This window comes from Streptomyces sp. NPDC046308 (assembly GCF_055588065.1).
This window is the reverse complement of sequence record NZ_JBVJFB010000002.1, coordinates 282,845-309,614: the sequence shown is the minus strand read 5'-3', so window position 1 is coordinate 309,614 and position 26,770 is coordinate 282,845. Positions and strand designations below refer to the sequence as shown.

The following is a 26,770-nucleotide window of genomic DNA, read 5'->3' as shown; positions in this document are numbered from 1 at the left end:
GTCCCCCCTTCCCCCCCCCCCCCCCCCCCCCCCCCCCCCCCCCCCCCCCCCCCCCCCCCCCCCCCCCCCCCCCCCCCCCCCCCCCCCCCCCCCCCCCGGGACCGTACGGCCTCCGCCTACAGCCGGTAGCCCAGCACCGTCATCATTCCGGACTCCGAGTGGTAGACGTTGTGGCAATGGACCATCCACAGACCGGGGTTGTCCGCGTCGAAGTCCGCCGTCAGCCTCCCGCCCGGCAGGACGATCGCCGTGTCCTTGCGCGCCCCGCCACCCCCTCCGGCCAGCGCGAAGGTGTGGCCGTGCAGGTGCAGGGGGTGCCACATCGGCGTCGCGTTGCGGAACTCCAGCCGGACCCGCTCGCCCGCCTTCACCGGATGCCGCTGGTCCGGTGTGTACGGCTTGCCGTCGAAGGCCCAGTTGTACCGGGCCATGGAGCCGGTCAGGCGGATCTGCACCGTACGGTCCGGCTCGCGCGGGGCCAGTACGGCCGCACCGGCCGCCCTGAAGGAGTCCGCGGACGGCGGCGGCGTGTCCAGTTCGGCCGGCCGGGTCGCGGCCGTGGGCGCCGTACCCGTCCCGGTGCGCAGCACCGCCAGTGCCGATTTCCCCTTGCCCTCGGCCAGCGCGGTGAGCGGGAACACCCCGTCCTCGGCGGTGACCAGGACGTCGTACCGCTCGCCCATGCCCAGCAGCAGTGAGGACGCCTTCGTGTGCTCCACCGGGTAGCCGTCGGTGTGGGTGACCGTCAGCTCGTGGCCGCCGAGGGCGATCCGGAAGGCGGTGTCCCCGCCGGCGTTGATGATGCGCAGCCGGATCCGGTCCCCCGGGCGGGCGGTGAAGACCGACGGGTCCTCCGCCACCCGGCCGTTGACCAGGTAGTAGGGGTAGGCGACGTCGCCCGCGTCCTTGCCGAGGATGTCGCTGTCGGCGCCCATGAGGAGGTGGGAGCGGCCGCCGGTGCCGGCGGCCCCGGGGGCGGACGGGGCGGGCGCGGCGCCGTGCCCGGCGTGGCCGCCGCCGCCCGCGCCGCCGCCCCGGTTCCCGTCCCCGTTCATGCCCTTGCGGAGCTCGGCGAGGACGGCGTCCGGGGTGGCGCCGTCCACTCCGTCGATCCAGTCGTCCAGGACCACCACCCACTCCTTGTCGTAGGAGAGGGGCTCCTTCGGGTCCTCGATGATGAGCGGGGCGTAGAGGCCGCGGTCCTGCTGGACCCCGGTGTGGGGGTGGAACCAGTACGTGCCCGGCTGGGCGACGGCGAACTTGTACGTGAAGGATCCGCCCGGGGCGATGTCCCGCTGGGTCAGCCCCGGGACCCCGTCCATGTCATTGCGCAGCGTGAGGCCGTGCCAGTGCAGGGAGGTGGCCTCGGGGAGGTTGTTGGCCAGGGTGAGGGAGAGGGTGCCGCCCGCGGTGGCCCTGATCTCCCGGCCCGGCAGCTTGTCCCCGTACGCCCAGGAGCGGACGGTCCGCCCGGCGCCGAGGTCGAGCGGGGTGGCGGTGGCGGTGACCTTGACCTCGGTGAGCGGGCCGGTGGCCTTGCGGGCCGCCTCGGCGGCGCGGACCTCGGGCCCGGCCGGGTCCACGTACCCCGCGGGGCCGTCGGCGGCGGATCCGCCGTGGTTCATGGAGCCGTGGTCCGGGCCCGAGGAGCGGGAGGAGGAGCCGGAGCAGGCCGCGAGCAGTCCGGAGCCGGCGAGGGCCGCGGCGGATGCGCCGAGTACGGCGCGACGGGTGGGAAGAGAGCGCATGGGAGCACCTCGTGGGTCTGGTGGTACGGATTCATGGGCGCGGTTCGGCGCCGCCTCGCGGGCGTACGGCGTACGGGTGTGCGCGTACGGGTGTGCGCGTACGGGTGTGCACGGGTACGGGCACGCGGGAAGTGGGGCACGGCGGGCATGCGGATGTCCCGGCGTACGGTCACGGAGGGCACGGAGGCGTGCCGGCACACGGACGTACGGGCGTGCGGAGGCGACGGCCGGGGCCGGGCCTATACCCGCAGGACCGCCAGCCGGGTGAGGAGCTCGCGGGGCGAGGGCGGATCCGGGCCACCGGACCGGCCCGGTATGCGGGCCGCGCCCCCGAGCGGCGCGGTGTCGCGGGAACCGGCCGGTCCGGCGCCGAGGTACAGCAGGACGAGCCCCGCCAGCACGGCGGAGCAGACCGACATGGGGTCCATGCCGGTGCCGGGCCAGTGCGTCCCGGCCGTCTGCGCCGGGCCCGGTCCCATGGCCGCCGCCAGGGCCGGTTCGGCCGGTTCGACGGCCGGTTCCAGGGCCGGCAGGGGGTCCTGCGCGGGGTCCGGCGCCGTCGGAGGGGGCGCCGGGAGGTGGTGCGCGCCACCGCCCGCGGCCGGGCCGGGTGACCCGGCCGAGGCAACGGTACGGGCCGCGGACACGTCCTCCATGGCATGGGAGTCAGCCGGATGGCCGAGCGTGTGCATGGTGACGATGCCCAGCAGCAGCGCGGCGAGCAGCAGCAACCGGGGTCCCGGGCCGGCTCGCTCCGCACTGCGCGTCATGGCGGGAACCCTACCCGGGGTGGGTATCCGATCATAGGACCGACCCCCCGGTCTGCTTAGGATTAGTCGCACTATGTCCCCACATGGCCTCTCTCCGCGGACCGCCTGGCCGGTCGCGGTGCTGATCGGTCTCGCCGGCGCCGCGTACACCGCGTGGGTGCTCGAAGTCGTGCTCTCCACGGGCCTCAACCCCATCGAGACGTACGTCAGCGAACTCGCCGCCCAGGACCAGCCGCTCGGCGGCCTGTTCCGGGCCACCGACTTCACCGCCGGGCTGCTCGCCTTCGCCGGCGGACTGCTGGCCCTGACCCGGCTGCTGAAGTACGCGGAGTCGCGCCGCCTCTGGGCGGTCGTCGGCTGGGCCGGGGTCACCCTCTTCGGCGCGGCGACCGCCGCCGACGCCTGGCTGCCGCTGAGCTGCACGCCCACCGTGGACCCCGAATGCGCCGCCCTGGAGACCGCCGGCCTGGTCCCCGCCACCCACCGGGCCCACGCCGTCAGCAGCAGCCTCGCCATGACCGGTGCCCTCGTCGGCCTGGTGGCCCTGACCGTAGCCGCCCGCCGCTACGGCTGGTTCGCCCCGCTCGCCCGCTACGGGCCCGCGCTCGTCGCCCTCGAACTGCTCGCCACCGCGTGGACGCTGACCGCCATCGCGCTGTTCACCGCCGGGCGCGGGACCTGGGCACTCGGCGCGGGGCAGCGGCTCCAGGTGCTGCTCGTGGCGCTCTGGCTCGGCCTGCTCGCGTACTCGGTCCACAAGGAGGGACGGACGTGACGCCACCGGACCCGTCGCCGCGCGTGTCGCCGTACGAGGACCCGTCCGAGGACCCGTACGAGGCCTCGTACGCGGCCCCGTACGCGGCTCCTCACGCGAACGGCCCCGGCCGGTTCGTCCGCGTGGACGGGGTGCCGCTGCACGTCGTGGTCGAGGGCCGGGGTCCCGTGTGCGTGCTCAGCGCCGGGCTCGCCATGGCCTGGTTCGACTGGGACCCCGTCGCCGCGCTGCTCGCCGCCTCGGGCCGCACCGTCGTCCGCTTCGACCGCCCCGGCCACGGCCTCAGCGGCCCGGCCGGCGAGCCGCCGACCACCGCCGGGGAGGCCCACCGGATCGCCGGCCTGCTGGACGCACTCGCGCTCGCCGGCCCGGTCACCGTCGTCGGGCACTCGATCGCCGCGTTCCACACCGAGGCCTTCGCCCGCCTGTACCCGCGGCGCACCGCCGCCCTGGTCCTGCTCGACGGCAGCGTCGAGGAGGACCCCCGTACGGCGCTGCCCGCCGCGCTGCGCACCGGCGCCGCCCGCGCCCTCGGCCGGGCGGTGACGGCCGCCGGGCTGCCGGCCGCCCTGGGGCCGCTGGCCCGGCGCGCCGCCGTACGGGCCTCCCGCACCGGCGGCTCCGACCCGGCCGCACGGGACCTCGTACGCCGCTGCTACCGCACCGGCCGCGTCTGGCGCGGCGCCCTGCTGGAGAACTCCCGCTACCCGGACATGGCCGCGGAGCTGCTCGCCCTGCGCCCGGCGCACCCGCTGGCCGCCCCCGCCACCGTCCTCGCCGGACACGACGGCTCGGCCGGCGCCTGCGCCCTGCGCTGGCTGGCCCGCCAGGCGGACCTCGCGGACGTGCTCGGCGCGCGCTTCGAGGTCGCCGAGCCCGCCGGGCACCTGGTCATGCTCGACCGCCCGGACCAGGTGGCCCGGGCGGTCCGAGACGCCGCCGGTCAGCTCCTCGCGTAGACCTTCTCGGCCCAGCCCGCGATCTGCTCGTCGGAGAGGTGCTTGGCCAGGTCGGCCTCGCTGATCATGCCGACCAGCTTCTTGTTGCTGATCACCGGCAGCCGGCGGATCTGGTGGCTCTGCATCTCCTCCAGTACCTCGGAGACGTCCGCGCCCGCGTCGATCCAGCGCGGGGTGCCCTGGGCCATGTCACCGGCCGTGACCTTCGACGGGTCGCGCCCCTTGGCCACGCAGCCGACCACGATGTCGCGGTCGGTCAGGATCCCGCAGAGCCGTTCCTCGCTGTCGCTGATGGGCAGCGCGCCCACGTTGAGCTCGCTCATCAGCTGGGCGGCCCGGTCCAGGGTCTCCGTGGCGGGGATCCACTGGGCCCCCCTGTGCATGATCTCTCCGGCGGTGGTCATCGCATCAACCTCCTGAGCGCCGTACGAGCGGCGGGGCGCGGCTGCGCCCGCCTCGGCGCCCCCGCCGACGGACCGCGGTGCGACTCCCCGCACGGGCGGGAGTGCACGCCCGTACGGGTGAGAGGGCGCCCTCCCACCACCGTACGGGCGTGTCCCGCCACCCGCGCGGTGCGTGCCCGGGCCCCGTGCGGTGCGTGCCCGACCTGTGCCAGAAGGGTGCGGGGGCGTGCCCGGCCGTCGCGCGCGGCGGGTGTCCGGTCAGTCGCGCCGGGCGTGTGTCCGGTCAGTCGCGCGGCGCGGGCCCGGTCAGCCGCGCGGGGCGGCTCCGCGCTTGCCGAGCATGTCCGCCATCAGGGTGAGCTCCGAGCGCTGCGCGTCGACCATGCCCTGGGCCAGCGCCCGCTCGACCGGGGTCACGCACTGCCGTGCGCAGCCCTCGGCCATCGCGACGCCGCCCTTGTGGTGGTCGGTCATCAGCTGGAGGAAGAGCACCTCCGCGTCCCGCCCGGAGGCGGCCCCCAGCTGCTCCAGCTCCTCCTTCGTGGCCATGCCGGGCATCAGCGCGCCGGGCCGGGCCGCGCCGTGCTCCGCATGACCCCCGTGGCCTCCCGAAGCGCCCATCCAGGACATCGGGGGCTCGTCGGCCACGACCTTCGGCAGCCCCCACAGGTCCAGCCAGCCGAGCAGCATGCCCCGCTGGTTGGCCTGGGTGTTGGCGATGTCGAAGGCGAGGGTGCGCACCGCCTCGTCCTGGGTGCGGTCCCGCACGACGAAGGACATCTCCACCGCCTGCTGGTGATGCACCGCCATGTCCCGGGCGAAGCCCGCGTCGGGGGAGTGCAGCTCCGGCGTGGCGGGGGCGGCGGTCCGGGGCGGCGCCCCGGCATCGCCGTTCGCGGCGGCGACCGTGGCCGCCGCCGCGAACAGCAGCGCCAGCAGGACAGCCGTGCCCGCGGCCCAGTACGTACGGGGCGTATGGGACGTGCGGGGCGTGCGCGGCGTACGGCCGGTCACTTGTCGGCCAGCCCGTTCGTGCAGGCCGCGCCCGGTTCGGGGGTCTGCTCGCCCTGCACGTACTTCGTGAAGAACTGCTTCACCCGCGGGTCGTCCGCCGTCTCCACGGTCAGCTGCTTGCCCCAAGCGCTGAGCATGATCGCGCCGGCCTGCTCCTTGACCGGGCTCATCAGCGTGTACGGGGTCTTGCCGACGGTCGCGGCGAGCTTGTCCACGTCGGCCTTGGCGGCCTTGTCGTTGTACGTCACCCACACGGCCCCGTGCTCCAGCGAGTGCACGGCGTTCACCTCGGGCAGCGGGTTCTTGTAGACGTCGCCGTTGCAGTTCATCCAGCGGGGGTGGTGGTCACCGCCGACCGGGGGGTTCATCTCGTACTTCACCGGGGTCTCGACGTGGTTGCGGCCGAGCTTCTTCGCGTCCCAGACCTGCTCGCCCTCGACGGGCTTCTTGCGGACCTCCTCGGCCTCCTTGCGGATCTGCTCCGCGGCTTCCTTCTTGCGCTGCTCGGTCTGCTTCTGGTCGATCAGCACCCATGCGCCGAAACCGACCAGCCCGGCGACGACGACCGTCGAGACGGTGATCGCAATGGCCTTGTTGCGCCGCTCCCGGATCTTCTCGGCGCGGCGCATCTCGGCTATGCGCGCCTGGCGGGAGTGCGGGTCGGTGTGCTGCGGGGTCCTGCCGGACTTGCTGGCCATGTGCCCTGGTTCCTTCTGCTGAGGGGGGTGGATGGAACGCGAAACCGGACCGGTCAGGTCCGCAGCACCTGGAGGGCATGCAGGTCGGGGGCGCGCGCGAGCGGCAGGGGCGGCCGGATCCGGCCCGCCCCGGAGACCTCGGCGGCGGTCGGCGGGTCGCCGCCCGGCACGGTGACGGCGGGCGGCGGCACGGGCAGTACGCCCGGGGTCACGTGCCCGAGGGACGAGCAGCCGGGCAGGTCGTACGGGGACGCGCAGACGGCGTGCTCCGTGCCGTGCGCCCCCGGTTCGGCGCGCGCGCCCGCCGACGCGGGTGCGGGCGCGGTTGCGGGCGTGGGCGCGGGCGCGGAGACGGAGGACTCGCCCGGCCGGGACGCACACAGGAACAGCGCGCCGGTCAGTACCCCGACCAGCACCCCGACCAGCGCCCCGAAGACCGTCAGCAGAAGGCCACGCCGAAGTCCGGGACGTCCCCGACGCCCCGGCCGCACGCACAGCAGGCCCCCCATGGGCGCAGATGGTAATGCTCATGACGGCTCCGAGGTCAGTGCGGGGGTGCCGCGAGCTTTCCCGGGTGCGTAATGTGGCGGAAACCACCACTGGCGATACTGGGCCGGCCCGACTGTGCCCCGAACCGTGAGGCGGTGGTGCACAGGCCGTCTGAACTGCGAGGATGAAGGCATGGACAAGCAGCAGGAATTCGTCCTCCGGACGCTTGAGGAGCGCGACATCCGCTTCGTGCGCCTGTGGTTCACCGACGTACTGGGCTTCCTGAAGTCCGTCGCGGTCGCCCCCGCGGAGCTGGAGCAGGCCTTCGACGAAGGCATCGGCTTCGACGGCTCCGCCATCGAGGGCTTCGCACGGGTCTACGAGTCCGACATGATCGCCAAGCCGGACCCGAGCACGTTCCAGATACTGCCGTGGCGCGCCGAGGCCCCCGGGACCGCCCGGATGTTCTGCGACATCCTCATGCCGGACGGCTCCCCGTCCTTCGCGGACCCGCGCTACGTCCTCAAGCGCATCCTGGCCAAGACCTCCGACCTGGGCTTCACCTTCTACACCCACCCGGAGATCGAGTTCTTCCTGCTGAAGGACAAGCCGCTGGACGGCACCCGCCCGGTCCCGGCCGACAACTCCGGCTATTTCGACCACACCCCGCAGAACGTCGGCATGGACTTCCGCCGCCAGGCGATCACCATGCTCGAATCGATGGGCATCTCGGTCGAGTTCAGCCACCACGAGGGCGCCCCCGGCCAGCAGGAGATCGACCTCCGCTACGCCGACGCCCTCTCCACGGCCGACAACATCATGACCTTCCGCCTCGTGATGAAGCAGGTCGCCCTCGAACAGGGCGTCCAGGCCACCTTCATGCCGAAGCCGTTCTCGGAGTACCCGGGCTCGGGCATGCACACCCACCTCTCCCTCTTCGAGGGCGACCGCAACGCCTTCTACGAGTCGGGCGCCGAGTACCAGCTCTCCAAGGTCGGCCGCTCCTTCATCGCGGGCCTGCTCAAGCACGCCGCCGAGACCGCGGCCGTCACCAACCAGTGGGTCAACTCGTACAAGCGCATCTGGGGCGGCTCCTCCCGCAGCGCCGGCGCGGGCGGCGAGGCCCCCTCGTACATCTGCTGGGGCCACAACAACCGCTCCGCCCTGATCCGCGTCCCGATGTACAAGCCGGGCAAGACGGGCTCCTCCCGCGTCGAGGTCCGCTCGATCGACTCGGGCGCCAACCCCTACCTCACGTACGCCGTCCTCCTCGCGGCCGGCCTCAAGGGCATCGAGGAGGGCTACGAACTCCCGGCGGGCGCCGACGACGACGTCTGGGCCCTCTCCGACGCCGAACGCCGCGCGATGGGCATCGAACCCCTCCCGCAGAACCTCGGCGAGGCCATCTCCCTGATGGAACGCAGCGAACTGGTCGCCGAAACCCTCGGCGAGCACGTCTTCGACTTCTTCCTCCGCAACAAGAAGCAGGAATGGGAGGAATACCGCTCGGAGGTCACGGCCTTCGAGCTGCGCAAGAACCTTCCGGTGCTGTAACCGCAGGTCAACGGCGGTACCCCAGTCACACGGCACCCCGGGCCGGCGGCACACAGCCGCCGGCCCGGAGTCGTCTCACCCCTCCTGGGCCGTCTGTGGGCCGTCCGCCGCCGGACCGGCGGCCCGGTAGACCTCATTGACGGCCCGCAGGGTGCGCTCGTGGCTGCTCGGCATCAGGTGCGTGTACACCCGGAGCGTAAACCCGGGGTCGCTGTGTCCGAGGTACGTGCTCAGCGCCTTGATGTTCTCCCCGGAGTCCAGCAGCACGGACGCGTAGAAGTGCCGCAGCGCGTGCATCCCGTGCTCGCGCGCCGCCTGGTGGCGCTCACCGGGCCGCGGCTCCGGAATGACGCCGGCCTGCACGAGGGCGAACTTCCACACGCGGGTGTTGAAGTCGGTGCGCCGCACCGCGCCCCCGCCCGGGAGGGAGAACAGCAGCCGCTTGGTGACGAGCGGCCCGTCCGGCTTCAGCCAGGGAAGCGTCACGTCCACCGGCGGGAACTCCTCGCGGTGCTCCCGCAGCACCTGACCGATGCGGCGGGGGAAGGGCACGTCCCGTTCCTTCTCCCGCTTGGGCGGACCGAAGACGAGATGCCCGTTCGCCACCTTCACCTGATTGGCCACCCGGAGCCATTCACCGCGGAAGTCGTCAGGGTCGTCCGGCAGACCGAAGATCTCCCCCTGCCGCAGCCCCAGCCCTCCGCCGGCATCGGCCATCGCCTGGTACCGCTTCGGCAGCGCGGCCCGGATGGCGAAGAGCCGCTCGGGCGTCCACGGCCTGACCCGCGGAGGGACCGGAGCGGGCGCCCGGACCGTACAGGCCTTGCATGGGTTCTTCGCCAGCAACTCGTCGTCCACCGCGGCGGCGAGGGCGGAAGACACGCTCGGCGAAGATGACGCGTCGGTAGGAGGAGACCGGCAGGACCTGCTCCAGCTCGCTCAGCCAGTCACGGATGTGCTCCGGCCGGAACGAGTCGAGTGGCCGCGTGCCGAGGTACGGGAACGCGTGCTTGCGGATCTGCACCTCGACAGACGACCGCGTAGTCATGCCTGTCGTGAGCGACGCGAGCCACTTCTCTCCGTACTCCCGGAACGTGATCCGGCCGGCGGCGGGGTCGTTGTACTGCCCCGGGACATGTACGCCTCGATGTGCGCCAGCCACTTCTCGGCGAGCCGCTTCTGCCTGTCGGGGAAGCTCTTCGACTTCTCGGTCCCGTCCGGTCCGATGAACCGGGCGCGGTAGCGCATCCCGCTGCCGCAGCGGTCGGTCTTGATCCGACGGGGCTTGCCGTCGGGTCCCTGCTCCGTCTTGAACCACCGGTCTTGGATGTGCCTGCCACGTATGGGCCTTTCTGGGCAAGCGCCGAGGGCGGGCCCAGGTGGGCCCGCCCTCGGCGGTGGTGGGTTGGTTAAGCGGCTTGGCTGATGTCCTTGCGCTTCTGCTCGGAGATCCAGTCGTAGAGGTCGGCGGGGTCGTAGCGGGTGTGCTTGCCGACGCGGAAGCCGGGCGGTCCGGTCCGCTTCTTGCGCCACTGGTAGGGGTCTCCACCGGGACGCCGAGGATCTCGGCGACGTCTTCGGGGTTGAGGTAACGGTCGGGGAGTCCGTCGCGCAGGATGGCGCGGGGGGCAGTCTCGGCGGGCATCGCTCCTCCGGCGGGTGTGTGTCCGAGCTCCGGATTTCTGCGTCATCGCGTCGTCTGGGTCATCAGCTGTTCTGACCTGCGGTTTTCGATGACGTGGTGGCTGGGCTGTGTGTCACTGGCCTGCGTCATCGTCACCGGGGTGACGCGGGTCGGTGACGTGGGTGACGCGTGATGACGTAGCCGTTGGCCGTCTGCGTCACCGGTTGGCCGGGCGGTGGGGCGGCCGGTCGGGTCATCTCGATGTAGCGGGCGGTACTGGTCCGGCCCCAGTCGACGAGGACGCTGCGGGCGGCGAGGGCTGGAGACGCTTAAGGCGGTCGGAAAGCACCTTGCCGGTGGTGGGCCACCCCTTGGGCAGGGTGCGGAAGTCGTCGCCGGTGTAGAGCTGGTGAGGGTGTGCAGCAACTCGGTCGAGGTCATCCGCACTTCCTCGCCGGGGGTCGAGGCCGGCGGCGTGCTTGAGGACGGTCTGGGCGAGGAGGTCGCCTTCGATTACGTCGTCGTTGAGGTCGTCGAGGCTGGCCCGGTAGGCGCCCAGCGCGCAGAGGCCGGTGGCGGTGTCGAGCTGGGCGCAGAGGTGGGCGAAGTCCGCCATCCGCAGGTCGGTGGGAATCTCGGCCTCGGTCGCCCGCACCTTGACGGCGAGGCCCAGCAGCGAGCCGAGGACGACTGGCAGTACCTGCGCGTACTCCGCCCATAGCTCCGCCTCGGTCCGCCGTGCGCGGGGCCGCTCCAGGCGGAGGGGCAGGAGGCGTTCGGCGAGGTCGGGGCGGATAATGCCGACGTCGATTCCGGTTAGCAGGAGCGGGCGGCGGTAGCGGGAGCGGACCACGTCCCCGTCGGTGAACAGTGCGCGCTTGATGCTCTCGGCGCCGGTGACGATGCAGCACATCAGGTCGGACAGGTCCGGAGGCAGGTGCGAGAGGTTGTCCAACGCCGTGACACATCCTGCGGCGACGGCGGTGATCAGGTTCTCCTCGTCCTTCGGCGCGCGGCGCAGGTCGCCGGTCATGCCTTCGATGATCCGCACCAGCATCCTGCCGCCGGTGGACTTGCCGGCGCCCTGCGGGCCGGTGAGGAACGGGGCGGGGACGGGCACGGACGGTTCCAGGCAGCCGATCAGCCACGCCACGGCGAGGCACTCGCTCTCGGCGTTCGCGAAGTTGCACAGCCTCAGCAGTGCGTCGATGCCCTTGCCGTCGGTGTCCTTCTCGGGAAGGGGGAGTTCGCCGGTGAGCTGGGTGCGCCGCCAGTACACTTCGCGCGGGTCGGGGGTGAGGATGTCCCAGCCGTTGGGGTGGATGCGGACGGACTGGCCGTCGTCGCGGCCCAGGTCCAGCCAGGTCGCGCCGTCGAACCCCGGGGCTACCCGAATGTGAGTGGCCTGTACGTCTTGGCTGAGGGCGAGTGCTTCGATCAAGTCCAGTGCCTCCTTGAGGGCGGAGCCGTTGAAGGAGCCTTTGCCGTCGTTGTAGAGGCCGACCATGAGTTCCTGCCGGTGGCTGCCGGTCGTTCCCTGCGAGCGGATCGGGCGGGCGACGGGGTGACCGTTCTTCTGCGCATAGACGGTGCCTTCCGTGGTGCGGAAGTACCGGAAGTGGGCCTGCGCGTATTCCGTGATGACCTGCCGCGCCGGAGTCTTGTCCTCGTCGGTCACGGTCACATCCCCAACTGGGTGAGGGCGTTGGTCCACGCGTCCTCGCAGTGCCGCAGGGACTCACCCTTGGCCTGCGCGGCGGTGAACAACCGGCCGATGTGCGCTTCGGTGAGGCAGCCGCAACGGCCGTGCGCGGACAGCACCGCGAGGAACATCCGGTACACGGTTCGGTGAATGCCGTCCGGAGCCTCCTCGATCCGCTGCTCCGCCATGGCGATGCCGCGTTCCAGGTAGGCGGGTGTGCGGTGAGGGCACTGCCCACCCCCGGCTGGCATGGGCACGCCGACGAGCCTCGATGCGGGCCGGGCCACGGCGGACTCGTTCACAGCGAGCGCGCGCACCACGTCGGGCAGCAGGGCCACAGTTCCAGTGCCGAAGCCGAGCCAACGGGCGTACGCCATAGTGGACTTGCTGTCCACGCCAGGGCGGACACCGTTGCGGGAGGTTTCGATCGTTCGAAAACGTCTTCCTAGACCCAGACTTGTTGGCAGCCGCCATCGATGCTGCGGGCGGTGACGTCTCGGCGGCTGCGGTAGAGGAGCGCTTGCGCGCCATCGCGGATGACGAAATCGACGAAGTTAGATCGCTCCTAACCGAGGATGAACTGAAAAAGCTCGTGCCGGACAGCCTGCCGCAAGAACGAAAAGATCTCTCGGCCTCACTGCGTCATAGTATTGCCATTCAACAAAAGCGACTCGCCGCGCTTGAGGAGGCAAAGGAGTCTGCCTCGGAATACCTTGCCGCGTCATGGGATGTCGATTGGCGAGCCCTCGTGCAGGGGAAGAGGGTGCTAGCCATCTTCACGCAAAAGACGCCTTTCAAGCGCCCTGTGGACTTGCTTAATGCTGTATGTCGGATGTGTCGAGACAATCCGTCATTGATGCCGGGCGAGCTGCGGAGGCTTCACGCATTCATTTCCCACAGCTTTGATCAGTGAGTCATGCCGCAGTGTAGACTGTCGGAAGCGCTCCAGCCTTGTACTGGTTTCGTTGCTTTCTTACTGACTCGAATCCATACGACTGGAAAATTCCAGGCCATCTCAACACCTTGTGGTGGCTTCCTCACGGCTGATGGCGTTGGCTCGCCATGTGCCGGACGCTGACGGTGATCGGATGCGTGGCCGGCAGGTGGGCGCAATCGGTTTCGAGCGCGGCGAGGCGCTCTAGTGCGTCGCAGTCCTTCCCGGCCTCCATCAAAAACTGAAGCACCCACCTGCGTCGGTCCAACACGGCGAGGTCCCCTGGTCCCAGTGTGCTGATGCTTTTCTGTACTGCTCTGTCGAGAAGGGCTAGGCCTTCGTCGTGGGCTCCAGACGCAAATATGCTGCTTGCGAGTCCAAATTCCAGACCCAGGACGACGCGATGATTGTCCCCCAAGACTGAGACGGCCCTATCCGTCAGTCGTTCATAAAGAATGCGGGCTTCGGAATGGCGGCCACAGTGCAAAGTGAAGGACGCGACCATGCTTTCCGCCATCAGAGTCTCCTCATGATCGGCGCCGAACTCTTGTCGAAGAGCCCGCGTTCGTCGCTTGGCGACGGCCAAACCTTCCTCTGCGGACCGTATGGGCGTGTCTAATTCCCACAAGATTGCCTCGGCTTGACCGATACCCGCTTCTGCCGCACGTCGCAGTGCTGGGAGGGCGAGTGGGAAATTGCCAGAAAGATAGATGTTGCATGCAATCGTGTAGGCCTCAAGGGGTGATGCAAGGTCCATTACTGCAACCCAAACCGGTTCTGGTATGGCGCCATGCGTAGGAAGGTCGATCAGATAATCGAAAGCCAGGAGTCCGTGTTCGCTGTTGCCGATTAGCAGGCTGTTCGCTCCCGCTGGGACTGTCGGGGTCAGTGCCCAGGCCAGCGCCTCTTGGAACGACTCGGGACGCAACTCCTTCCCACCGCGCCGAGCAAGGTAGCCCTCGTGAAGCTGCTGGAGAACGTCCGCGGGCAGAGGGCGGTGGTAGCCAGCGCGGCGGGCATCGACAGCAGCTGCAACCACTGCCGCTCCGCGGGGGTGGTGTCCTGGGACCCACGCATGCTGCCAGCCTTCGACCAGTTCCGGGCCAGCCGCTAACAGTTCGGCCACCCCGAAGCGATGATCGCCGGCCAGCGCGCGGACGAGTCGGGGGTCGGTCGTCAGTGCACGAGCACGGTCGCGCTCGGTGTCTGTCCATCGCCTCTCGACGTGGAGCACTTGAGCTTGTCTCAGGACGGCCCGGCCTTGGCGCCAAATTTCTTGGGCTGGCCCCGTAGCCTCGGTCTCCGCACGATCACGGTAGCGGTCGTATTCGTGACTGCGCATGGTGGCCAGAACCAGCACCTGCCGGCCCGAGATCAGCAGGCGGTGCAGCGTCGACGTGGTCAGCCCTCCTGGCCCTAGGAAGCGTTCCAAGTCATCCAGCCACACCACACAGCTGTTTGGGGCTTCCCAGCCGTCCAACAGTACGGCAATGGCTTCGCGTGTTGAGGGAGCTATAAAACGGTGATCAGGATGCAGCAGCCGAATCGCCTCAAAAGCAGCTCGCGTCTTACCCGCAGTGGACTCGCCGACCAGCAGGACGAAGCCTCCACGACGCAGGGCAGCGTGCAGCTGTGGCTCCATGTCGCGGGTGACATACGCCGGAACCCGATCGAGCCTGCCTTCTCGCTCAGTGGTCTCGGCCGGGTGCACTCCCACCGCGATGGGGTCCCGTAGATCCCGCACCAGGGGAAAGTGTCCTTCACGTGAGGCAATCTGCAAGGCATCAGGTCGACGACGAGCCGCCTCAGCCTGCCGCTGCCACTCCGACTGAGCACCTAGTGCAACGACACTCGCTACGGCCGCGACCGCAGCCCCCAGCACACCTGCCGATGCCTCCGACCCCCAGAGAGCAGCGAGCAGTCCGATTACCGCGCTGATGACCACCACGGCGACCAACTTCACCCACGGTCGGTACTGACTCCCCGTAACCCCCACCGTTCCCCCTACCTTCGACGGCCAGGAACTCCCCGAGAGAGCCTTCCCTGAGCAAACGGGACCGAACCGGTAGGTGTAGGGCCACACTGGTTTGTTCAACGCGCGGTGATCTACGAATGTCCGCGTCACTGCGGAGTCTGCTTGCCGTGTGGGGAGACCGCAGGAAGGGGCGCGGAAGGTCACGTCATGGAGACGTTGCGTCGGTTTGTAGTTCTGCCAGTTCCGCCTGGCGGGGCCGTCTGTGGGCCGTTGAAGGGTGGCCTGCAGCGACTTGCAACGACCGAAGAAGACCGTTCGGACACAGGTCAGAGCTGCGCCGATCTCAATCGCACGAGGTTTGTCTGGCCCGGTGTAGGTCCTGCGCAACAAGAAGCAGGAGTGGGAGGAATACCGCTCGGAGGTCACGGCCTTCGAACTCCGCAAGAACCTCCCCGTGCTGTAACCCCGGTTCAAAGCCCCATCGGGGCACGCACGGCCCTCCGGGCCGACGGTCACCGACCGTCGGCCCGGAGTCGTCCCACGGCCTTGGTCGTGGAGCGGGCACTGGCGCCGGTCAAGGACGAGGGGCGGGATCCGGCAGAGTCCGAGACGCTACTCGTAACGGCTGAAGGCCCGGCGGTCAGCGGACCGCGCGGTGCCAGGTGGGGCGGGTGGGGGTGGTGGGGGTGGTGGTCGTGTGGAGTTCGGCGTCCAGGCCCAGGACCGCGGTCGTGGTGGTGCCGGTGGGTTCGAGGACGGCCGAGGGGGCGCCGGCGAAGAGCATGCGGGATTCCGTCCAGGCAGGGGGGCCGCCGAGGCCCGTCGTGCCGATGGTGCCGCTCTCCGCACGCCCCGCCACCAGGCGGCCCGCGGCGCCGACCGCGCCGTAGCCGGCCCGGCCGCCCGCCTCCGCGACGCTGGAGACCTGGGGCCTGGCGGTGGGGCCGGCCGTGACCAGGGCGGTGCGTACGACCCCGGAGTCGGGGCGGCGGAAGTACAGGCGGACGCCCGCGCCCTCCGGGGAGGCCGAGAGGGGGACCGTCGTGGCGGGCAGGCCCGTCGGGGACGGCCCGGCCAGCGTGGCGCCCGCGGCGGACTGGGTCCAGGCCAGCACGGACTTGGTGGTGGTGGCGTACACGTGGCGCCGCCCGGCGGTGTCGACCGCCGTCACCGGGTCGCCCTGCAGGTCCTCGCCACCGAGGCGCTGCCAGGGCGTGAAGCCGCCGTCCGGCAGCTGGGCGGTGGCGCGCAGGGTGCGGCGGGAGTCGCGCAGGTAGACCGTGAGGAGGCCCTGCCCGTCCACGGCGGCCGCGGGGGCGCTGATCGCCGAGGTGCCCTCCTCGTCGGTCCGTTCGGGCGTGCCGAGCGACTGCCACGGGCCGAACGGCCCGTCGGGCGCGGACTGGACCGCGTACACGACGTCGCGCCGGTAGTCGGCGTGCGCGGAGCCGAAGGCGGTGCGGGTGGCGAGGACGGCGATGCGGCCGTCGGGGAGGCGGGCGGTGTTCGCCCCCGGGTCGATGCCGGTGCCCGGGAGGAGGACCGGGCCGGCCCAGTCGCCGCCGGACCCCCGCGTCCAGTACGCCATCCGGCCGTCGAGCACGGCGAACGCCCAGAGCCGCCCGGGCGTTCCCTGCGTCAGCCAGGAGGTGCTGTCGGCGCGGGTGTAGCGCAGCGACTGGGCCCAGTTGCGCCCCGTCGGGTTGCCCGCCACCTTGCGGTCGCCGCAGCCCGAGGGGCTGCCGCAGTGGTCCTGGTGGTCCTGCCAGGCGTAGGTCCGCAGGTAGTTGGTCTTCGTCTCGGCCGTCTGCGGGTCCAGCGAGTGGGGCAGCGTGCTGTTGTGGTAGCCGAGGTAGCTCTGTACGGAGAAGCGGGGGCGGCGCTGGACCTGGGCGGCGTAGGCGGCGGCCGCGGCCTGCACGAAGCGCGCCCCGTACATGTGGTCCTGGTGGTCGGTGTACCGGCCGCTGTCCTCGTACCGGTTCGGCGTCGGGTCCTGCATCCGTATCGTCGTCGGCCGGTACAGCTCCAGGACTCCGGCTATCGACTGGACGAGCTGGTCCTTCGTGTACGAGAAGGACTGCTTGACCGGGGTCCCGGAGGTCAGCTGCGCCTCCAGCGAGGCTATCCGGCCGTTCCACAGGCCGCGCAGGCTATCGGGGGCGTCCCCGCCCGTGCTGCGGGCCTCGCGCAGCATCAGCCACACCAGGTTGACCTGCGGCTTCGCTATGAGGACGTCGAGCTCGGCCCGGCCGCCGCCGGCCGTGGGTATGACCGTGCGCTTCCACGCGCTGGTGCGGTCGCCGGTGGCCATCTGCGCGTACGCGGAGCGGATGCCGTTCTGCCGGGCCTCCGCGTAGTGGGTGCGGTCGGCGGGCTGCTCGGGGTCCTTGGCCGCGCCGCCGCCGGCCTCGTTGCGGCCGTCGGACTCGCCGGAGGTGAGGTACGCGGTGGTGACCTGGGTGCCGGACAGCAGGGACCGGCTGAGGTCGGGGTTCATGAAGAAGAGGTCGTCGTCGGGGTGCGCGACGACCTGGACGACCGACCCGGCGGTGACGCTCGCGGGCAGGACGGCGGTCGGGCCCTTCTCCTGGGTGGCCTCGGCCGAGGTCTGCTGGCCGGTGGCCACGGAGAGCACGCCGGTGGCGCCGGCTGTCAGCACGGTGAGCAGAGCCGCGAAGCGGCGACGGGTCACGGGCATCGGGTCACGCCTTGGGTCGTTCCGGGCGGAGAAACCGCTGAGCAGTCAGAGAGAGGCCGAAACGGGGAACTTGGTTCACCGATTCGGCCGATGATCGCCACTTTTCGGAAGCGTCCACGTGTGGTTGTTCCGTGTGGGAAATTGATCCTGGTATGTGACTGCGGTGTGCCCGTGATGTGGAGGCGCTTCGTCCGCCTCTGGCCGCCTTTCTGCGGGCCGTGCGCTACGAGCCGGTGCCCTACGGCGTCTTGCCCTACGGCGCCGTGTTGCGCGGGCCCACCGGCTGCCACGGCGCCAGGTACGCGTCCGGCGCGTCGGCCGAAGACGTCACGTACAGCCGCGCGTCGAGCCCCACCACCGCCAGACTGACCATGCTCTTCCCGAGCATCACGGAGGACGGCGCGCCGACGAACATCAGCGGGGACCGCTCCCACGGCCGGCCCGGGCCGACCTCCGAGCCCAGCTGCCCGCCCGCCGAGCGGCCCGCCAGCACGTGACCGCTCGCCGTCACCGAGCCGAAGCCCTGGAGCCCGCCGAGGTCGGTCATGTTGTTCAGCTTCAGCCCGCCGTCACCCGTCATCAGGGCCGTACGGACGTTGCCCGAGCCGGGCTTGCGGAACCACAGCCGCACCCCGCCCTCCCGGCCCTGCGCGGTCAGCGGGAGCGTGGTGTCCGGCAGCCCCGTCGGCGAGACCGGGCCGAGGGGGGCGCCCGGCTTCGGCTGCGCCCAGCCGACCACCGTCTTGGAGGTCGCGGAGAACACCATCCGCCGCCCGGCGCCGTCGGTCGCCGTGGCCGGACTGCCGTGCAGATCGGAGCCGCCGTACTTCTCCCAGGGCCCCCAACTGCCGTCCGCCTGCTGCACCCTGCCCCGCAGGGTGTACGAACCGTCGCGGACGTACGCCGCCACCTGCCCGGTGCCGTCGACCGAGACGGCCGGGGAGCTGATGTCGGAGGTCCAGTTCTCGTCCGCGGCCTCGGGGGTGCCGAGGGACTGCCACTCCCCGAACCGGTCCGCTCCCGCCCGCTCCTGGACGGTGTAGACGACCTCGCGCTTGTAGTCGGTGGGCTTCGCGCCGAAGGAGGTACGGGTGCCGAAGGCGGCGATCCGGCCGTCCTTGAGCGTGACGGTGCTGACGCCCGGGTCCATGCCGGTGCCGGGCAGCAGGTCCGGCCCCCGCCAGCGGCCGACCAGACCGGGCCGGTGCCAGACGGCGACCTGGCCGTCGAGCACCTTGAAGGCCCACAGCCCGTGCTCCTCGTCGGAGGCCAGCCAGGTGGTGCTGTTGCCGCGGGCGTAGTTGATGGAGTCCGACCACCGGTTGCCGCCCGGACGGTCGGAGATCTTGAGGTCGCCGCAGCCGGCGTCGCTGCCGCAGTGGTTCTGCCGGTCGAGCCAGGCGTACGTGTCCAGGATGTCCAGCTTCTCCTTGGCCTCGCCCGGGTCCAGCGCGCTGGGGAGGGAGCCGTTGAAGTAGCCGAGGTAGTTCTGGACCGCGAAGTGCGGGCGGTCCTTGACGTCCTTCGCGTAGGCGGCGGTGGCCAGTTGCACGAAGCGGGCGCCGTAGAAGTGGTCCTGGTGGTCGGTGTACCGCCTGGTGTCCGGGAACCGGCCGGGGGTCGGGTCCTGGGAGCGGACGGTCGTCGGCTTGTACTGCTCCAGCACACCGACGAGGGTCTGGACGACCTGGTCCTTCGAGTACGAGAACTTCTGCTTGACCGGGGAGCCGGAGGCGACCATCGAATCCAGCCGGGCGACCTTGCCGTCCCAGAGGCCGTGCAGGCTCTCGGGGACGTCGTCGTAGACGTTGCCGGCCTCGCGCAGCTGTAGCCAGACCAGGTTGACCTGGGGCCTGGCGACGAGGACGTCGACCTCGGCGTGGCCGCCGCCCTTGGTCGGGACGACGCTGCGCTTCCAGGCGCTGCCGCGGTCGCCGGTGGCCATCTTGGCGTAGGCGGCGCGGATGCCGTTCTGGCGGGCCTCGGCGTACGCGGGCTTGTTGGGGGCGGTCCCGGCCTCCTTGCCGGCGACCGCGTTGATGCCGTCCGCCTCGCCGGAGGTGAGGTAGACCGAGGTCACCGGGTGGCCGGCGGCTATGGAGTAGCGCAGGTCCGGATTCATGAAGTACAGGTCGTCGTCGGGGTGGGCGATGATCTGCAGCACCCGGCCGGGGTCCGGAGCATCGGCGACGGCCAGGGGGGCGGTGGCCGCCCTGTCGGGGTCGGCGGGGGCGGCGAGGCCTTCGAGGGCCTCGTTGCCGCGGATCACGAGCATGGCGCAGGCGGCGGTGGCGGCGCAGAAGGCGACGGCCTTGACGAGGCGGGCCCGGCGGCGGCGGGGGTTCGGCCGCGCTTCGCGGTCGGCCGCCGCCTCGGGGCCCGCCGCCTCGGGGCCGGGCCCGGGACCGAGCCCGTCGCCGGAGTCGTCCTGGCCGCCGGCGCGGCGGCGCCCGCGTGCGGTCCGCGGCGCGGCGGGAGCCTTCGCGCGCCCGCGCCGGCCGCCGCCACCGGTACCTTCGGCCTCACGGGCCAGCCGCGCGGCCTTCCGCCCGCCGGCCGGTCCTTCCGCTTCGGGTACGTCGCCCTGCGGAGCCCGCTGTTGCTGGTCGGCCGGGACGTGGCCGGTCCGGGGAGAGGGGTGGTCGTGCTGGGCCGGCTCGGCCTCGTGAGACGAGTGGTACGAGTGGGACGAGTGAGACCGCTGGGACGGGAGGGACGGGTGGAACGGCTGGGCTCGCCCAGGCCCGTACGCCCGGCCCTCTGCGGCCTGATGGGGCAGGTAGGCGTGCTGGGCCTGCCGGGCCTGCTGGGCCTGCTGGGCTTCGTGGGTCCGGTGGGCCTGGACGTCCCCGATCTGGTGCGGAAGGTAGGCGTGTGGGGCCGGTTCGGCCCCGTGCGGCGCGTGGAACGGGTAGGCCCGGGTCTCCCCGGCCTGGTGGGGCAGGTGGGCGTGTTGGACCTGCGGGTCCCCGTACGACGGGTGGGCCGGCTCGGCCTCGTGGGGCCGGTGGGCCGGGGCCTGCTGGGCCTGCGGGGCCGAGTGCGACGGGTAGGTCGGGGCGGACCCGTGAGGCGGTGTGAACGGGTTGACCTGCGGTATGTGTGGGGCCTGTTGAGGCCCAGGGGCCCAGGATTCCCCACCCTGGTGGGTCGGGTACGCCTGCTGGGCCTGCTGGGCCTGCTGGGCCTGCCGGGCCTGCCGGGCCTGCTGGGGCGCGTGCGGCGGGTGGCCCTGCTCGGCCTGGTGAGACCGGTGGGCCTGGTAAGCGTGTGGTGCCGGTTCCGCCTGGTGGGACGGGTGGGTCTGTGGGGCCTGTTGGGTCTGCTGAGGCCAGTAGGCTTCCCCGGCCTGGTGGGATGGGTACGCGTACCGGGACTCACCGGCCTGCTGCGGCACGTAGGCCTCCCCGGGCCGGTATGCGTGCTGGGTCGGCTGGGCCCCGTACGACGGTTGGGCCTGCTGGGCCTCGTGCGGCGCGTGGGTCCACTCGGTCCACTCGGCCTGCTGCGCCTGGTGCGGCGTGTGGCCCGCCCCGCCCTGCTGGGCCTCGTACGGGGCGTAGGCCGATCCGGCCGGGTGCAGCGGGTAGGGCTGTTGGGTCTGGTGAGACTGGTGAGTTGGGTGGGGCTGGAGGTGCTCGGCCTGGTAGATCTGGTGACGGGCCGACCCGGCCGCCCCGTCGGCCGCGGCCACGTCGGGACCCTCGGGCGACGGCCAGGCTGCCGACGGCTGGACCCAGGCTCCGGTGTCGCCGGGGTATCCGTCGGACATGGGGCTCCTCGTGGCCGGTCGGCGGGGAGCGGGCCCCATCACACACTAAGTATTCGGATAATCCGATAATCCCCGTCATGGTACTGCCGGTGAGTCGAACGCCTGCTCCGGCTACGCTCACCACAGGCACGCCAGGGCAGTGGCAGCGACAACCGCGGGAGGCGGCGGGATGACAGTCCCGGGACGCAGGAGCAGCACCTTCATCCGGCTGCTCCGCAGCGGTTTCACCGACCCCTCCGCCGCCGCCCGGCTGCTCGACGCCGACGCGCTGGCGGCCGTACGCGCCGATCCGGTGCTGCTCGACGCCCTCGGGGCGACCGCCGACCCCGACCTCGCCCTCCGCGGGCTCGTCCGCCTCGCCGAGGCGCAGCGGCCCGAGGAGCTGTCCGGGTTCCTCGACACCCTCGTCAGCGCCAAACCGCTGCGCGACCGCCTCCTCGGCGTGCTCGGCGCCTCCGAGGCCCTAGGCGACCACCTCGCCCGTCACCCCCGCGACTGGCTCACCCTCGTCACCTACGAGGCCGCCGACCTGCACCCCGGACTCCCCGAGTTCGAGCGCGGCCTCGCGGACGCCCACGACCCCGTCACCCTGCGCGTCGCCTACCGCCGCTGCCTTCTCTCCATCGCCGCCCGCGACGTCTGCGGCACCATCGACGTCGCCCAGACCGCCGCCGAGCTCGCCGACCTCGCCACCGCCACCCTCCGCGCGGCCCTGCGGATCGCCTCCGCCGCCGCCCCCGAGGACGCCGCGCAGTGCCGGCTCGCCGTCATCGCGATGGGCAAGTGCGGCGGCAACGAGCTCAACTACGTCTCCGACGTCGACGTGATCTTCGTCGGGGAGGCGGCGGCGGCTCCCCACGGCGCAGCCGCAGGGGACGCCACGGACGAGGGCAAGGGCATCCAGGCCGCCACCCGGCTGGCCTCCCACCTCATGCGGATCTGTTCCGAGACCACCGTCGAGGGCACCATCTGGCCCGTCGACGCCAACCTCCGCCCCGAGGGCCGCAACGGCCCGCTGGTCCGCACCCTCGCCTCCCACCTCGCCTACTACCAGCGCTGGGCCAAGACCTGGGAGTTCCAGGCCCTCCTCAAGGCCCGCGCCGTGGCCGGCGACCCCGACCTCGGCCGGCAGTACATCGACGCCATAACGCCCCTGGTCTGGCAGGCCGCCGAGCGCGAGAACTTCGTGCCCGACGTGCAGAAGATGCGCCGCCGCGTCGTCGACAACATCCCCGCCGCCCAGGTCGACCGCGAGCTCAAACTCGGCCCCGGCGGCCTGCGCGACGTCGAGTTCGCCGTCCAGCTGCTCCAGCTCGTGCACGGCCGCAGCGACGCCACCCTGCACTCCGGCACCACCCTCGACGCCCTCCACGCCCTCGCCGCCGGCGGCTACGTCGGCCGCGCCGACGCCGCCCAGCTGCACGACGCGTACCGCTTCCTGCGCGCCATGGAGCACCGCATCCAGCTCTACCGGCTGCGCCGCACCCACCTCGTCCCCGAAGACGAGAGCGACCTGCGGCGCCTGGGCCGCTCCATGGGCCTGCGCACCGAGCCCGTCGCCGAACTCAACAAGGCCTGGCGCCGGCACGCCTCCGTCGTCCGGCGCCTGCACGAGAAGCTCTTCTACCGGCCGCTGCTCGACGCCGTCGCCCAGCTCACGCCCGGCGAGACCCGGCTCTCCCCGCGCGCCGCCGGCCAGCGCCTCGAAGCCCTCGGGTACGCCGATCCGGCCGCCGCCCTGCGCCACCTCGAAGCGCTCGCCTCCGGCGTCACCCGCAAGGCCGCCATCCAGCGCACCCTGCTGCCGGTGCTGCTCGGCTGGTTCGCCGACTCCGCCGATCCGGACGCCGGCCTGCTGAACTTCCGCAAGGTCTCCGACGCCCTCGGCAAGACCCCCTGGTACCTGCGGCTGCTCCGCGACGAGGGCGCCGCCGCCGAGAACCTCGCCCGCGTCCTGTCCGCCGGCCGTCTCGCCCCCGACCTGCTGATGCGCGCCCCCGAGGCCGTGGCCCTGCTCGGCGACCCCGAAGGCCTGCAGCCCCGTACCCACGAGGCCCTGGAACAGGAGGTCATGGCCGCCGTCGGCCGCGCCGACACCGCCGAGGCCGCCGTCGCCGCCGCCCGCGGCGTGCGCCGCCGCGAGCTCTTCCGTACGACCGCGGCCGACATCATCGGCTCCTACGGTACGGAGGACAATCCGGCCGAGGAGGACCACGGCGCCCTCGTCGACCGGGTCGGCGGGGCCGTCTCCGACCTCACCGCCGCCACCGTCGCCGGAGCCCTGCGCGCCGCCGTCCAGAGCCAGTACGGCGACACCCTGCCCACCCGCTTCGCGGTCATCGGCGTCGGCCGCTTCGGCGGGCACGAGCTCGGCTACGGCTCCGACGCCGACGTCCTCTTCGTCCACGAACCCCGCGAGGGCGTCGACGAACAGGAGGCCGCGAAGGCCGCCCAGACCGTCATCGCCGAGATGCGCCGGCTGCTCCAGCTGCCCACCGCCGACCCGCCGCTGCTCATCGACGCCGACCTGCGCCCCGAGGGCCGCTCCGGCCCGCTCGTGCGCACGCTCTCCTCCTACGCCGCCTACTACCGGCGCTGGTCCCTGACCTGGGAGAGCCAGGCCCTGCTGCGCGCCGAGCCGGTCGCGGGCGACGCCGACCTCGGCGGCCGCTTCATCGAGCTCATCGACCCGCTGCGCTACCCGATGGAAGGCCTCGGCGAGGACGCCGTACGCGAGATCCGCCGGCTCAAGGCCCGCATGGAGTCCGAGCGGATGCCCCGCGGGGCCGACTCCACCCTGCACACCAAGCTGGGCCGAGGCGGCCTCAGCGACGTCGAGTGGACCGTCCAGCTGATCCAGATGCGGCACGCCTGGGCCGTTCCGGGCCTGCGCACCACCCGTACCCGCCAGGCCCTCGCCGCCGCCCACGCGGCCGGACTGATCCCGACCGACGAGGCGCAGATCCTCGACGAGGCCTGGGTGCTGGCCACCCGGGTCCGCAACGCCGTGATGCTGGTCCGCGGCCGCGCCGGGGACACCTTCCCGTCGGAGGCCCGCGAGCTCGCCGCGGTCGGCCGCTACCTCGGATACGCCGAAGGCACGGTCGGGGAGATGCTGGACGACTACCGTCGCATCACCCGCCGTGCCCGGGCGGTGGTCGAGGAACTGTTCTACGGGGGCTGAGCCCCGGTGGCCGGGCCTCGGAGGCCGGCCACCCGGGTCCCCGGCGGGGGCGTCAGCGCGCCGTGCCGAAGTCCTGGGTCCAGTAGTGGTTCGGCTGAGCCAGGCCGATGCCGATCTCCTTGAAGGAGCAGTTCAGGATGTTCGCCCGGTGGCCGGGGCTGTTCATCCAGCCCTCCATGACCTTCTCCGGGGTGCTGTAGCCGTAGGCGACGTTCTCGCCGTACGAACTCCACGTGTATCCGGCGCGGGTGATACGGGCACCCGGGTCGGAGCCGTCGGAACCGGTGTGGGACATGGTGCCGTGGGCGGCCATGTCCGCGCTGTGGTCCTGCGCGGCCTTCGTGAGCTTCGCGTTGAGGGTGAGGTTCGGGCACCCGGCGGCGGCGCGCTCCTGGTTGACGAGGGCGAGGACCGCGGCGACGGAGCCGGAGGCCGGCGGGGCGGCCGGGGCCGAGGTCTTCGGCGGCTCGGGCGCCTGCGGCTTCCTGGTGGCGGCCGGCTTCGACGGCTGCGGCTGCGGCCGCTGCTGCGCGGGCGGTGAGGTCTGTACGACCGGCTGTGCGGGCGCCGCGGGCGTGCCGGGATCGGCGGCCGGGGGGCTGCTCGGCGCCGTCGGGACTTCCACGGGTGCCAGGGTGCTCGGGGCGGCCGACGGCGTGTAGTGCCACGGGCGCTGGCCCTGGTGGCTCGCGGCGCGGGTGCGGCCGCTGTCGTCCGTGTCGAAGCAGGCCATGGCGGCCGTGGGAACACCCACGAGGGCCAGGGTGCCGACGGCGATGACTATTTTCCGGTGCGGCTTCTTCTTCCGATGCTTCTGCATGCGTGACCTCATTCGGTGATCGCGAAGCTTCCGGCGCCGGAACTGCGGGACGCCGGAATAGGCGACATTCTTAGAAGTCCGCCAATGGCCTGGCAAGTTTCCGCTTCGCGTTCACGGGGGGCATTCCGCACCCGGCTTGAAACGGGCCGATGATCGTGCATGGTCACGATCAGGTCACTTGCACAACCATGTGATGCGCCTTCAGGAAAGCCCGTGAGCAGGGAAGTCGGCGACGAGTCCGGCGGTAGCGCGGATTCCGTTCCTGCCGGAGAGGGGAATGTCTAATCCAAACCGGACAAATATCGAAATGTCGATCACCCGGCACGCCCGGGAAAGACCCGGGGGCCGAGGTTCGCACCGTGACGCATGTCACGCAACCAAGCGCCGGATCGCGGCGTCAGGCGACGCGGTGAAGAGGGCGCGAAGAAGACGGTACGGAGAAGAGGGCGCGGAGAGGAGGGCACGGAGAAGAGGGCACGGAGAAGGCGGCGGGAAGAGCGTGCCCATTTCCCGCGGCCGCATTCGGAGGAATTGCCGGGGTCGGAAAAGATCGGCCAGGCCGGCCCTCAGCTCGATGCCGGGGGGCGAGATCCACTTGACGAACAGCGGGTCGGACAGCTGCCGCGCACGAGCCCGCGGCATTTCGCGGCCGACGCGCCCGCGCCCCGTCCCTTCGGGCCCGGGCCGGGCGTCAGGCGCGGGTCCGGAAGCGGTTCAGCAGCTCGGCCGCGGGGTGCGGACCCGCGTGCTGCGGGTGGCGCGGGAGGCGGTGGGGCATCGAGCCGTACCAGGACCGCGAGACGGTGTAGCCGAAGGCGAGGCAGAGCATGCCGCCCACGGCGTCGAGCCAGAAGTGGTTGGCGGTGGCCACGATGACGACGAGGGTCGCCGTCGGGTAGAGCAGGCCCAGGATGCGGGCCCAGGGCGCCGAGGCGACCGCGAAGATCGTCAGCCCGCACCAGAGCGACCACCCTATGTGCATGGACGGCATCGCAGCGTACTGGTTCGACATCTGCTTGAGGTTCCCGGAGGCCATGGAGCCCCAGGTGTGGTGGACCAGCACGGTGTCGACGAAGTCCTGGCCGTTCATCAGCCGGGGCGGCGCGAGCGGATAGAAGTAGTAGCCGACCAGGGCCACGCCGGTGGTGGCGAAGAGGACCAGGCGCGTGGCGGCGTACCGCCCCGGATGGAAACGGTAGATCCACACCAGCACACCGATGGTCACGATGAAGTGGAGCGTGGCGTAGTAGTAGTTCATGCCCACGATCAGCCACGTCACGGAGTTGATCGCGTGGTTGACCGACTGCTCGACGGCGATGCCGAGGTTCCGCTCGACGCCCCAGATCCAGTCGGCGTTCGCGAGGGCGACCGTCTTCTGTTCGGGCACCGCGTTGCGGATCAGCGAGTACGTCCAGTAGCTGACCGCGATGAGCAGGACCTCGAACCAGATCCGAGGTCGGCGGGGGGTGCGCAGCCGGGAGAGCCGGGCGCGGTCGGAACCCGGGCGGGTCTCCGTCTCGACCACATCGGGTGAGGAGACATCCGTCCGGGCTGCCAGTGTCTTCACGCTCGATTCACCCATGGGGAGAGAGTCTGCCAGATGCGTTCCCGCCTCCGATCATCCCTCGGGACGGTCTTCGGCGCAGC

The 26,770-nt window shown here is 71.6% G+C and carries 16 protein-coding genes and 5 pseudogenes; 6 read left to right on the top strand and 15 right to left on the bottom strand.

Going from position 1 to position 26,770, the window contains the following annotated elements; translation table 11 throughout:
- Positions 1-116 precede the first annotated feature (116 nt).
- Positions 117-1,748, bottom strand: coding sequence for a multicopper oxidase family protein (locus tag ACZ6JT_RS08810; RefSeq protein WP_469208701.1), 1,632 nt, complete (start codon positions 1,746-1,748; stop codon positions 117-119).
- A 239-nt stretch (positions 1,749-1,987) separates the two neighbouring features.
- Positions 1,988-2,518 carry a hypothetical protein gene (locus ACZ6JT_RS08805; RefSeq protein ID WP_469208699.1) on the bottom strand — a complete coding sequence of 177 codons (531 nt, stop codon included), beginning with the start codon at positions 2,516-2,518 and terminating at the stop codon, positions 1,988-1,990.
- A gap of 73 nt (positions 2,519-2,591) precedes the next feature.
- Here ACZ6JT_RS08805 and ACZ6JT_RS08800 point away from each other — a divergent pair, with 73 nt between their 5' ends.
- The gene (locus ACZ6JT_RS08800; RefSeq protein WP_365479641.1) at positions 2,592-3,293 is read left to right on the top strand and encodes a DUF998 domain-containing protein; all 702 of its coding nucleotides are present in this window, start codon (positions 2,592-2,594) and stop codon (positions 3,291-3,293) included.
- Positions 3,294-3,415: 122 nt separating this feature from the next.
- The gene (locus ACZ6JT_RS08795) at positions 3,416-4,252 is read left to right on the top strand and encodes an alpha/beta fold hydrolase (RefSeq protein WP_469209598.1); all 837 of its coding nucleotides are present in this window, start codon (positions 3,416-3,418) and stop codon (positions 4,250-4,252) included.
- Here the strand turns inward: ACZ6JT_RS08795 and ACZ6JT_RS08790 are convergent.
- From ACZ6JT_RS08790 to ACZ6JT_RS08775, 4 genes are all read right to left on the bottom strand, one after another.
- On the bottom strand, positions 4,237-4,656 hold the full coding sequence (locus ACZ6JT_RS08790) for a CBS domain-containing protein (protein WP_469208697.1): 420 nt from the start codon (positions 4,654-4,656) through the stop codon (positions 4,237-4,239). The genes ACZ6JT_RS08795 and ACZ6JT_RS08790 overlap by 16 nt on opposite strands.
- 306 nt (positions 4,657-4,962) lie before the next feature.
- Complete coding sequence (locus ACZ6JT_RS08785; protein ID WP_469208695.1) at positions 4,963-5,670, bottom strand: DUF305 domain-containing protein; 708 nt, start codon at positions 5,668-5,670, stop codon at positions 4,963-4,965.
- Positions 5,667-6,368 (bottom strand): DUF3105 domain-containing protein, encoded by a 702-nt coding sequence (locus ACZ6JT_RS08780; RefSeq protein WP_469208693.1) that lies wholly within the window; start codon positions 6,366-6,368, stop codon positions 5,667-5,669. The genes ACZ6JT_RS08785 and ACZ6JT_RS08780 overlap by 4 nt, the downstream gene beginning before the upstream one ends.
- A gap of 53 nt (positions 6,369-6,421) precedes the next feature.
- A complete protein-coding gene (locus ACZ6JT_RS08775; protein ID WP_469208691.1) occupies positions 6,422-6,877 on the bottom strand; it encodes a hypothetical protein in 456 nt (151 codons plus the stop codon).
- A 172-nt stretch (positions 6,878-7,049) separates the two neighbouring features.
- On the opposite strand from ACZ6JT_RS08775, the gene ACZ6JT_RS08770 reads away from it, so the two are divergent.
- The gene (locus ACZ6JT_RS08770) at positions 7,050-8,411 is read left to right on the top strand and encodes a glutamine synthetase family protein (protein ID WP_030717411.1); all 1,362 of its coding nucleotides are present in this window, start codon (positions 7,050-7,052) and stop codon (positions 8,409-8,411) included.
- Positions 8,412-8,486: 75 nt separating this feature from the next.
- Here the strand turns inward: ACZ6JT_RS08770 and ACZ6JT_RS08765 are convergent.
- The 4 pseudogenes from ACZ6JT_RS08765 to ACZ6JT_RS08750 all read right to left on the bottom strand — a co-directional run.
- Positions 8,487-9,755 (bottom strand): annotated as a pseudogene (locus ACZ6JT_RS08765) (tyrosine-type recombinase/integrase).
- Between the two features lie 65 nt (positions 9,756-9,820).
- Positions 9,821-10,056 (bottom strand): annotated as a pseudogene (locus tag ACZ6JT_RS08760) (helix-turn-helix transcriptional regulator).
- Positions 10,057-10,187: 131 nt separating this feature from the next.
- Positions 10,188-11,713: pseudogene (locus ACZ6JT_RS08755) on the bottom strand (ATP-binding protein).
- A gap of 2 nt (positions 11,714-11,715) precedes the next feature.
- Positions 11,716-12,204, bottom strand: a pseudogene (locus ACZ6JT_RS08750) (bifunctional DNA primase/polymerase); the annotation flags it as partial.
- Between ACZ6JT_RS08750 and ACZ6JT_RS08745 the strand changes: the two are divergent.
- Positions 12,198-12,650 carry a hypothetical protein gene (locus ACZ6JT_RS08745; protein ID WP_469208689.1) on the top strand — a complete coding sequence of 151 codons (453 nt, stop codon included), beginning with the start codon at positions 12,198-12,200 and terminating at the stop codon, positions 12,648-12,650. The pseudogene ACZ6JT_RS08750 and the gene ACZ6JT_RS08745 sit on opposite strands and share 7 nt — an antisense overlap.
- Positions 12,651-12,774: 124 nt before the next feature.
- On the opposite strand, the gene ACZ6JT_RS08740 is transcribed toward ACZ6JT_RS08745, so the two are convergent.
- Positions 12,775-14,634: a hypothetical protein gene (locus ACZ6JT_RS08740; protein ID WP_469208687.1), complete on the bottom strand. Its 1,860-nt coding sequence runs from the start codon at positions 14,632-14,634 to the stop codon at positions 12,775-12,777.
- 391 nt (positions 14,635-15,025) lie between these two features.
- Here ACZ6JT_RS08740 and ACZ6JT_RS08735 point away from each other — a divergent pair.
- Positions 15,026-15,109, top strand: a pseudogene (locus tag ACZ6JT_RS08735) (glutamine synthetase); the annotation flags it as partial.
- A gap of 177 nt (positions 15,110-15,286) precedes the next feature.
- Here ACZ6JT_RS08735 and ACZ6JT_RS08730 read toward each other — a convergent pair.
- Positions 15,287-17,347: a PIG-L family deacetylase gene (locus tag ACZ6JT_RS08730; protein WP_469208685.1), complete on the bottom strand. Its 2,061-nt coding sequence runs from the start codon at positions 17,345-17,347 to the stop codon at positions 15,287-15,289.
- Positions 17,348-17,600: 253 nt separating this feature from the next.
- Positions 17,601-21,119: a PIG-L family deacetylase gene (locus ACZ6JT_RS08725; protein WP_469208683.1), complete on the bottom strand. Its 3,519-nt coding sequence runs from the start codon at positions 21,117-21,119 to the stop codon at positions 17,601-17,603.
- Between the two features lie 169 nt (positions 21,120-21,288).
- Here ACZ6JT_RS08725 and ACZ6JT_RS08720 point away from each other — a divergent pair, with 169 nt between their 5' ends.
- Complete coding sequence (locus tag ACZ6JT_RS08720) at positions 21,289-24,303, top strand: bifunctional [glutamine synthetase] adenylyltransferase/[glutamine synthetase]-adenylyl-L-tyrosine phosphorylase (RefSeq protein WP_469208681.1); 3,015 nt, start codon at positions 21,289-21,291, stop codon at positions 24,301-24,303.
- A gap of 52 nt (positions 24,304-24,355) precedes the next feature.
- On the opposite strand, the gene ACZ6JT_RS08715 is transcribed toward ACZ6JT_RS08720, so the two are convergent.
- Positions 24,356-25,123, bottom strand: coding sequence for a CAP domain-containing protein (locus ACZ6JT_RS08715; RefSeq protein WP_469208679.1), 768 nt, complete (start codon positions 25,121-25,123; stop codon positions 24,356-24,358).
- Positions 25,124-25,814: 691 nt separating this feature from the next.
- Complete coding sequence (locus tag ACZ6JT_RS08710; RefSeq protein ID WP_469208678.1) at positions 25,815-26,705, bottom strand: phosphatase PAP2 family protein; 891 nt, start codon at positions 26,703-26,705, stop codon at positions 25,815-25,817.
- Positions 26,706-26,770 lie beyond the last annotated feature (65 nt).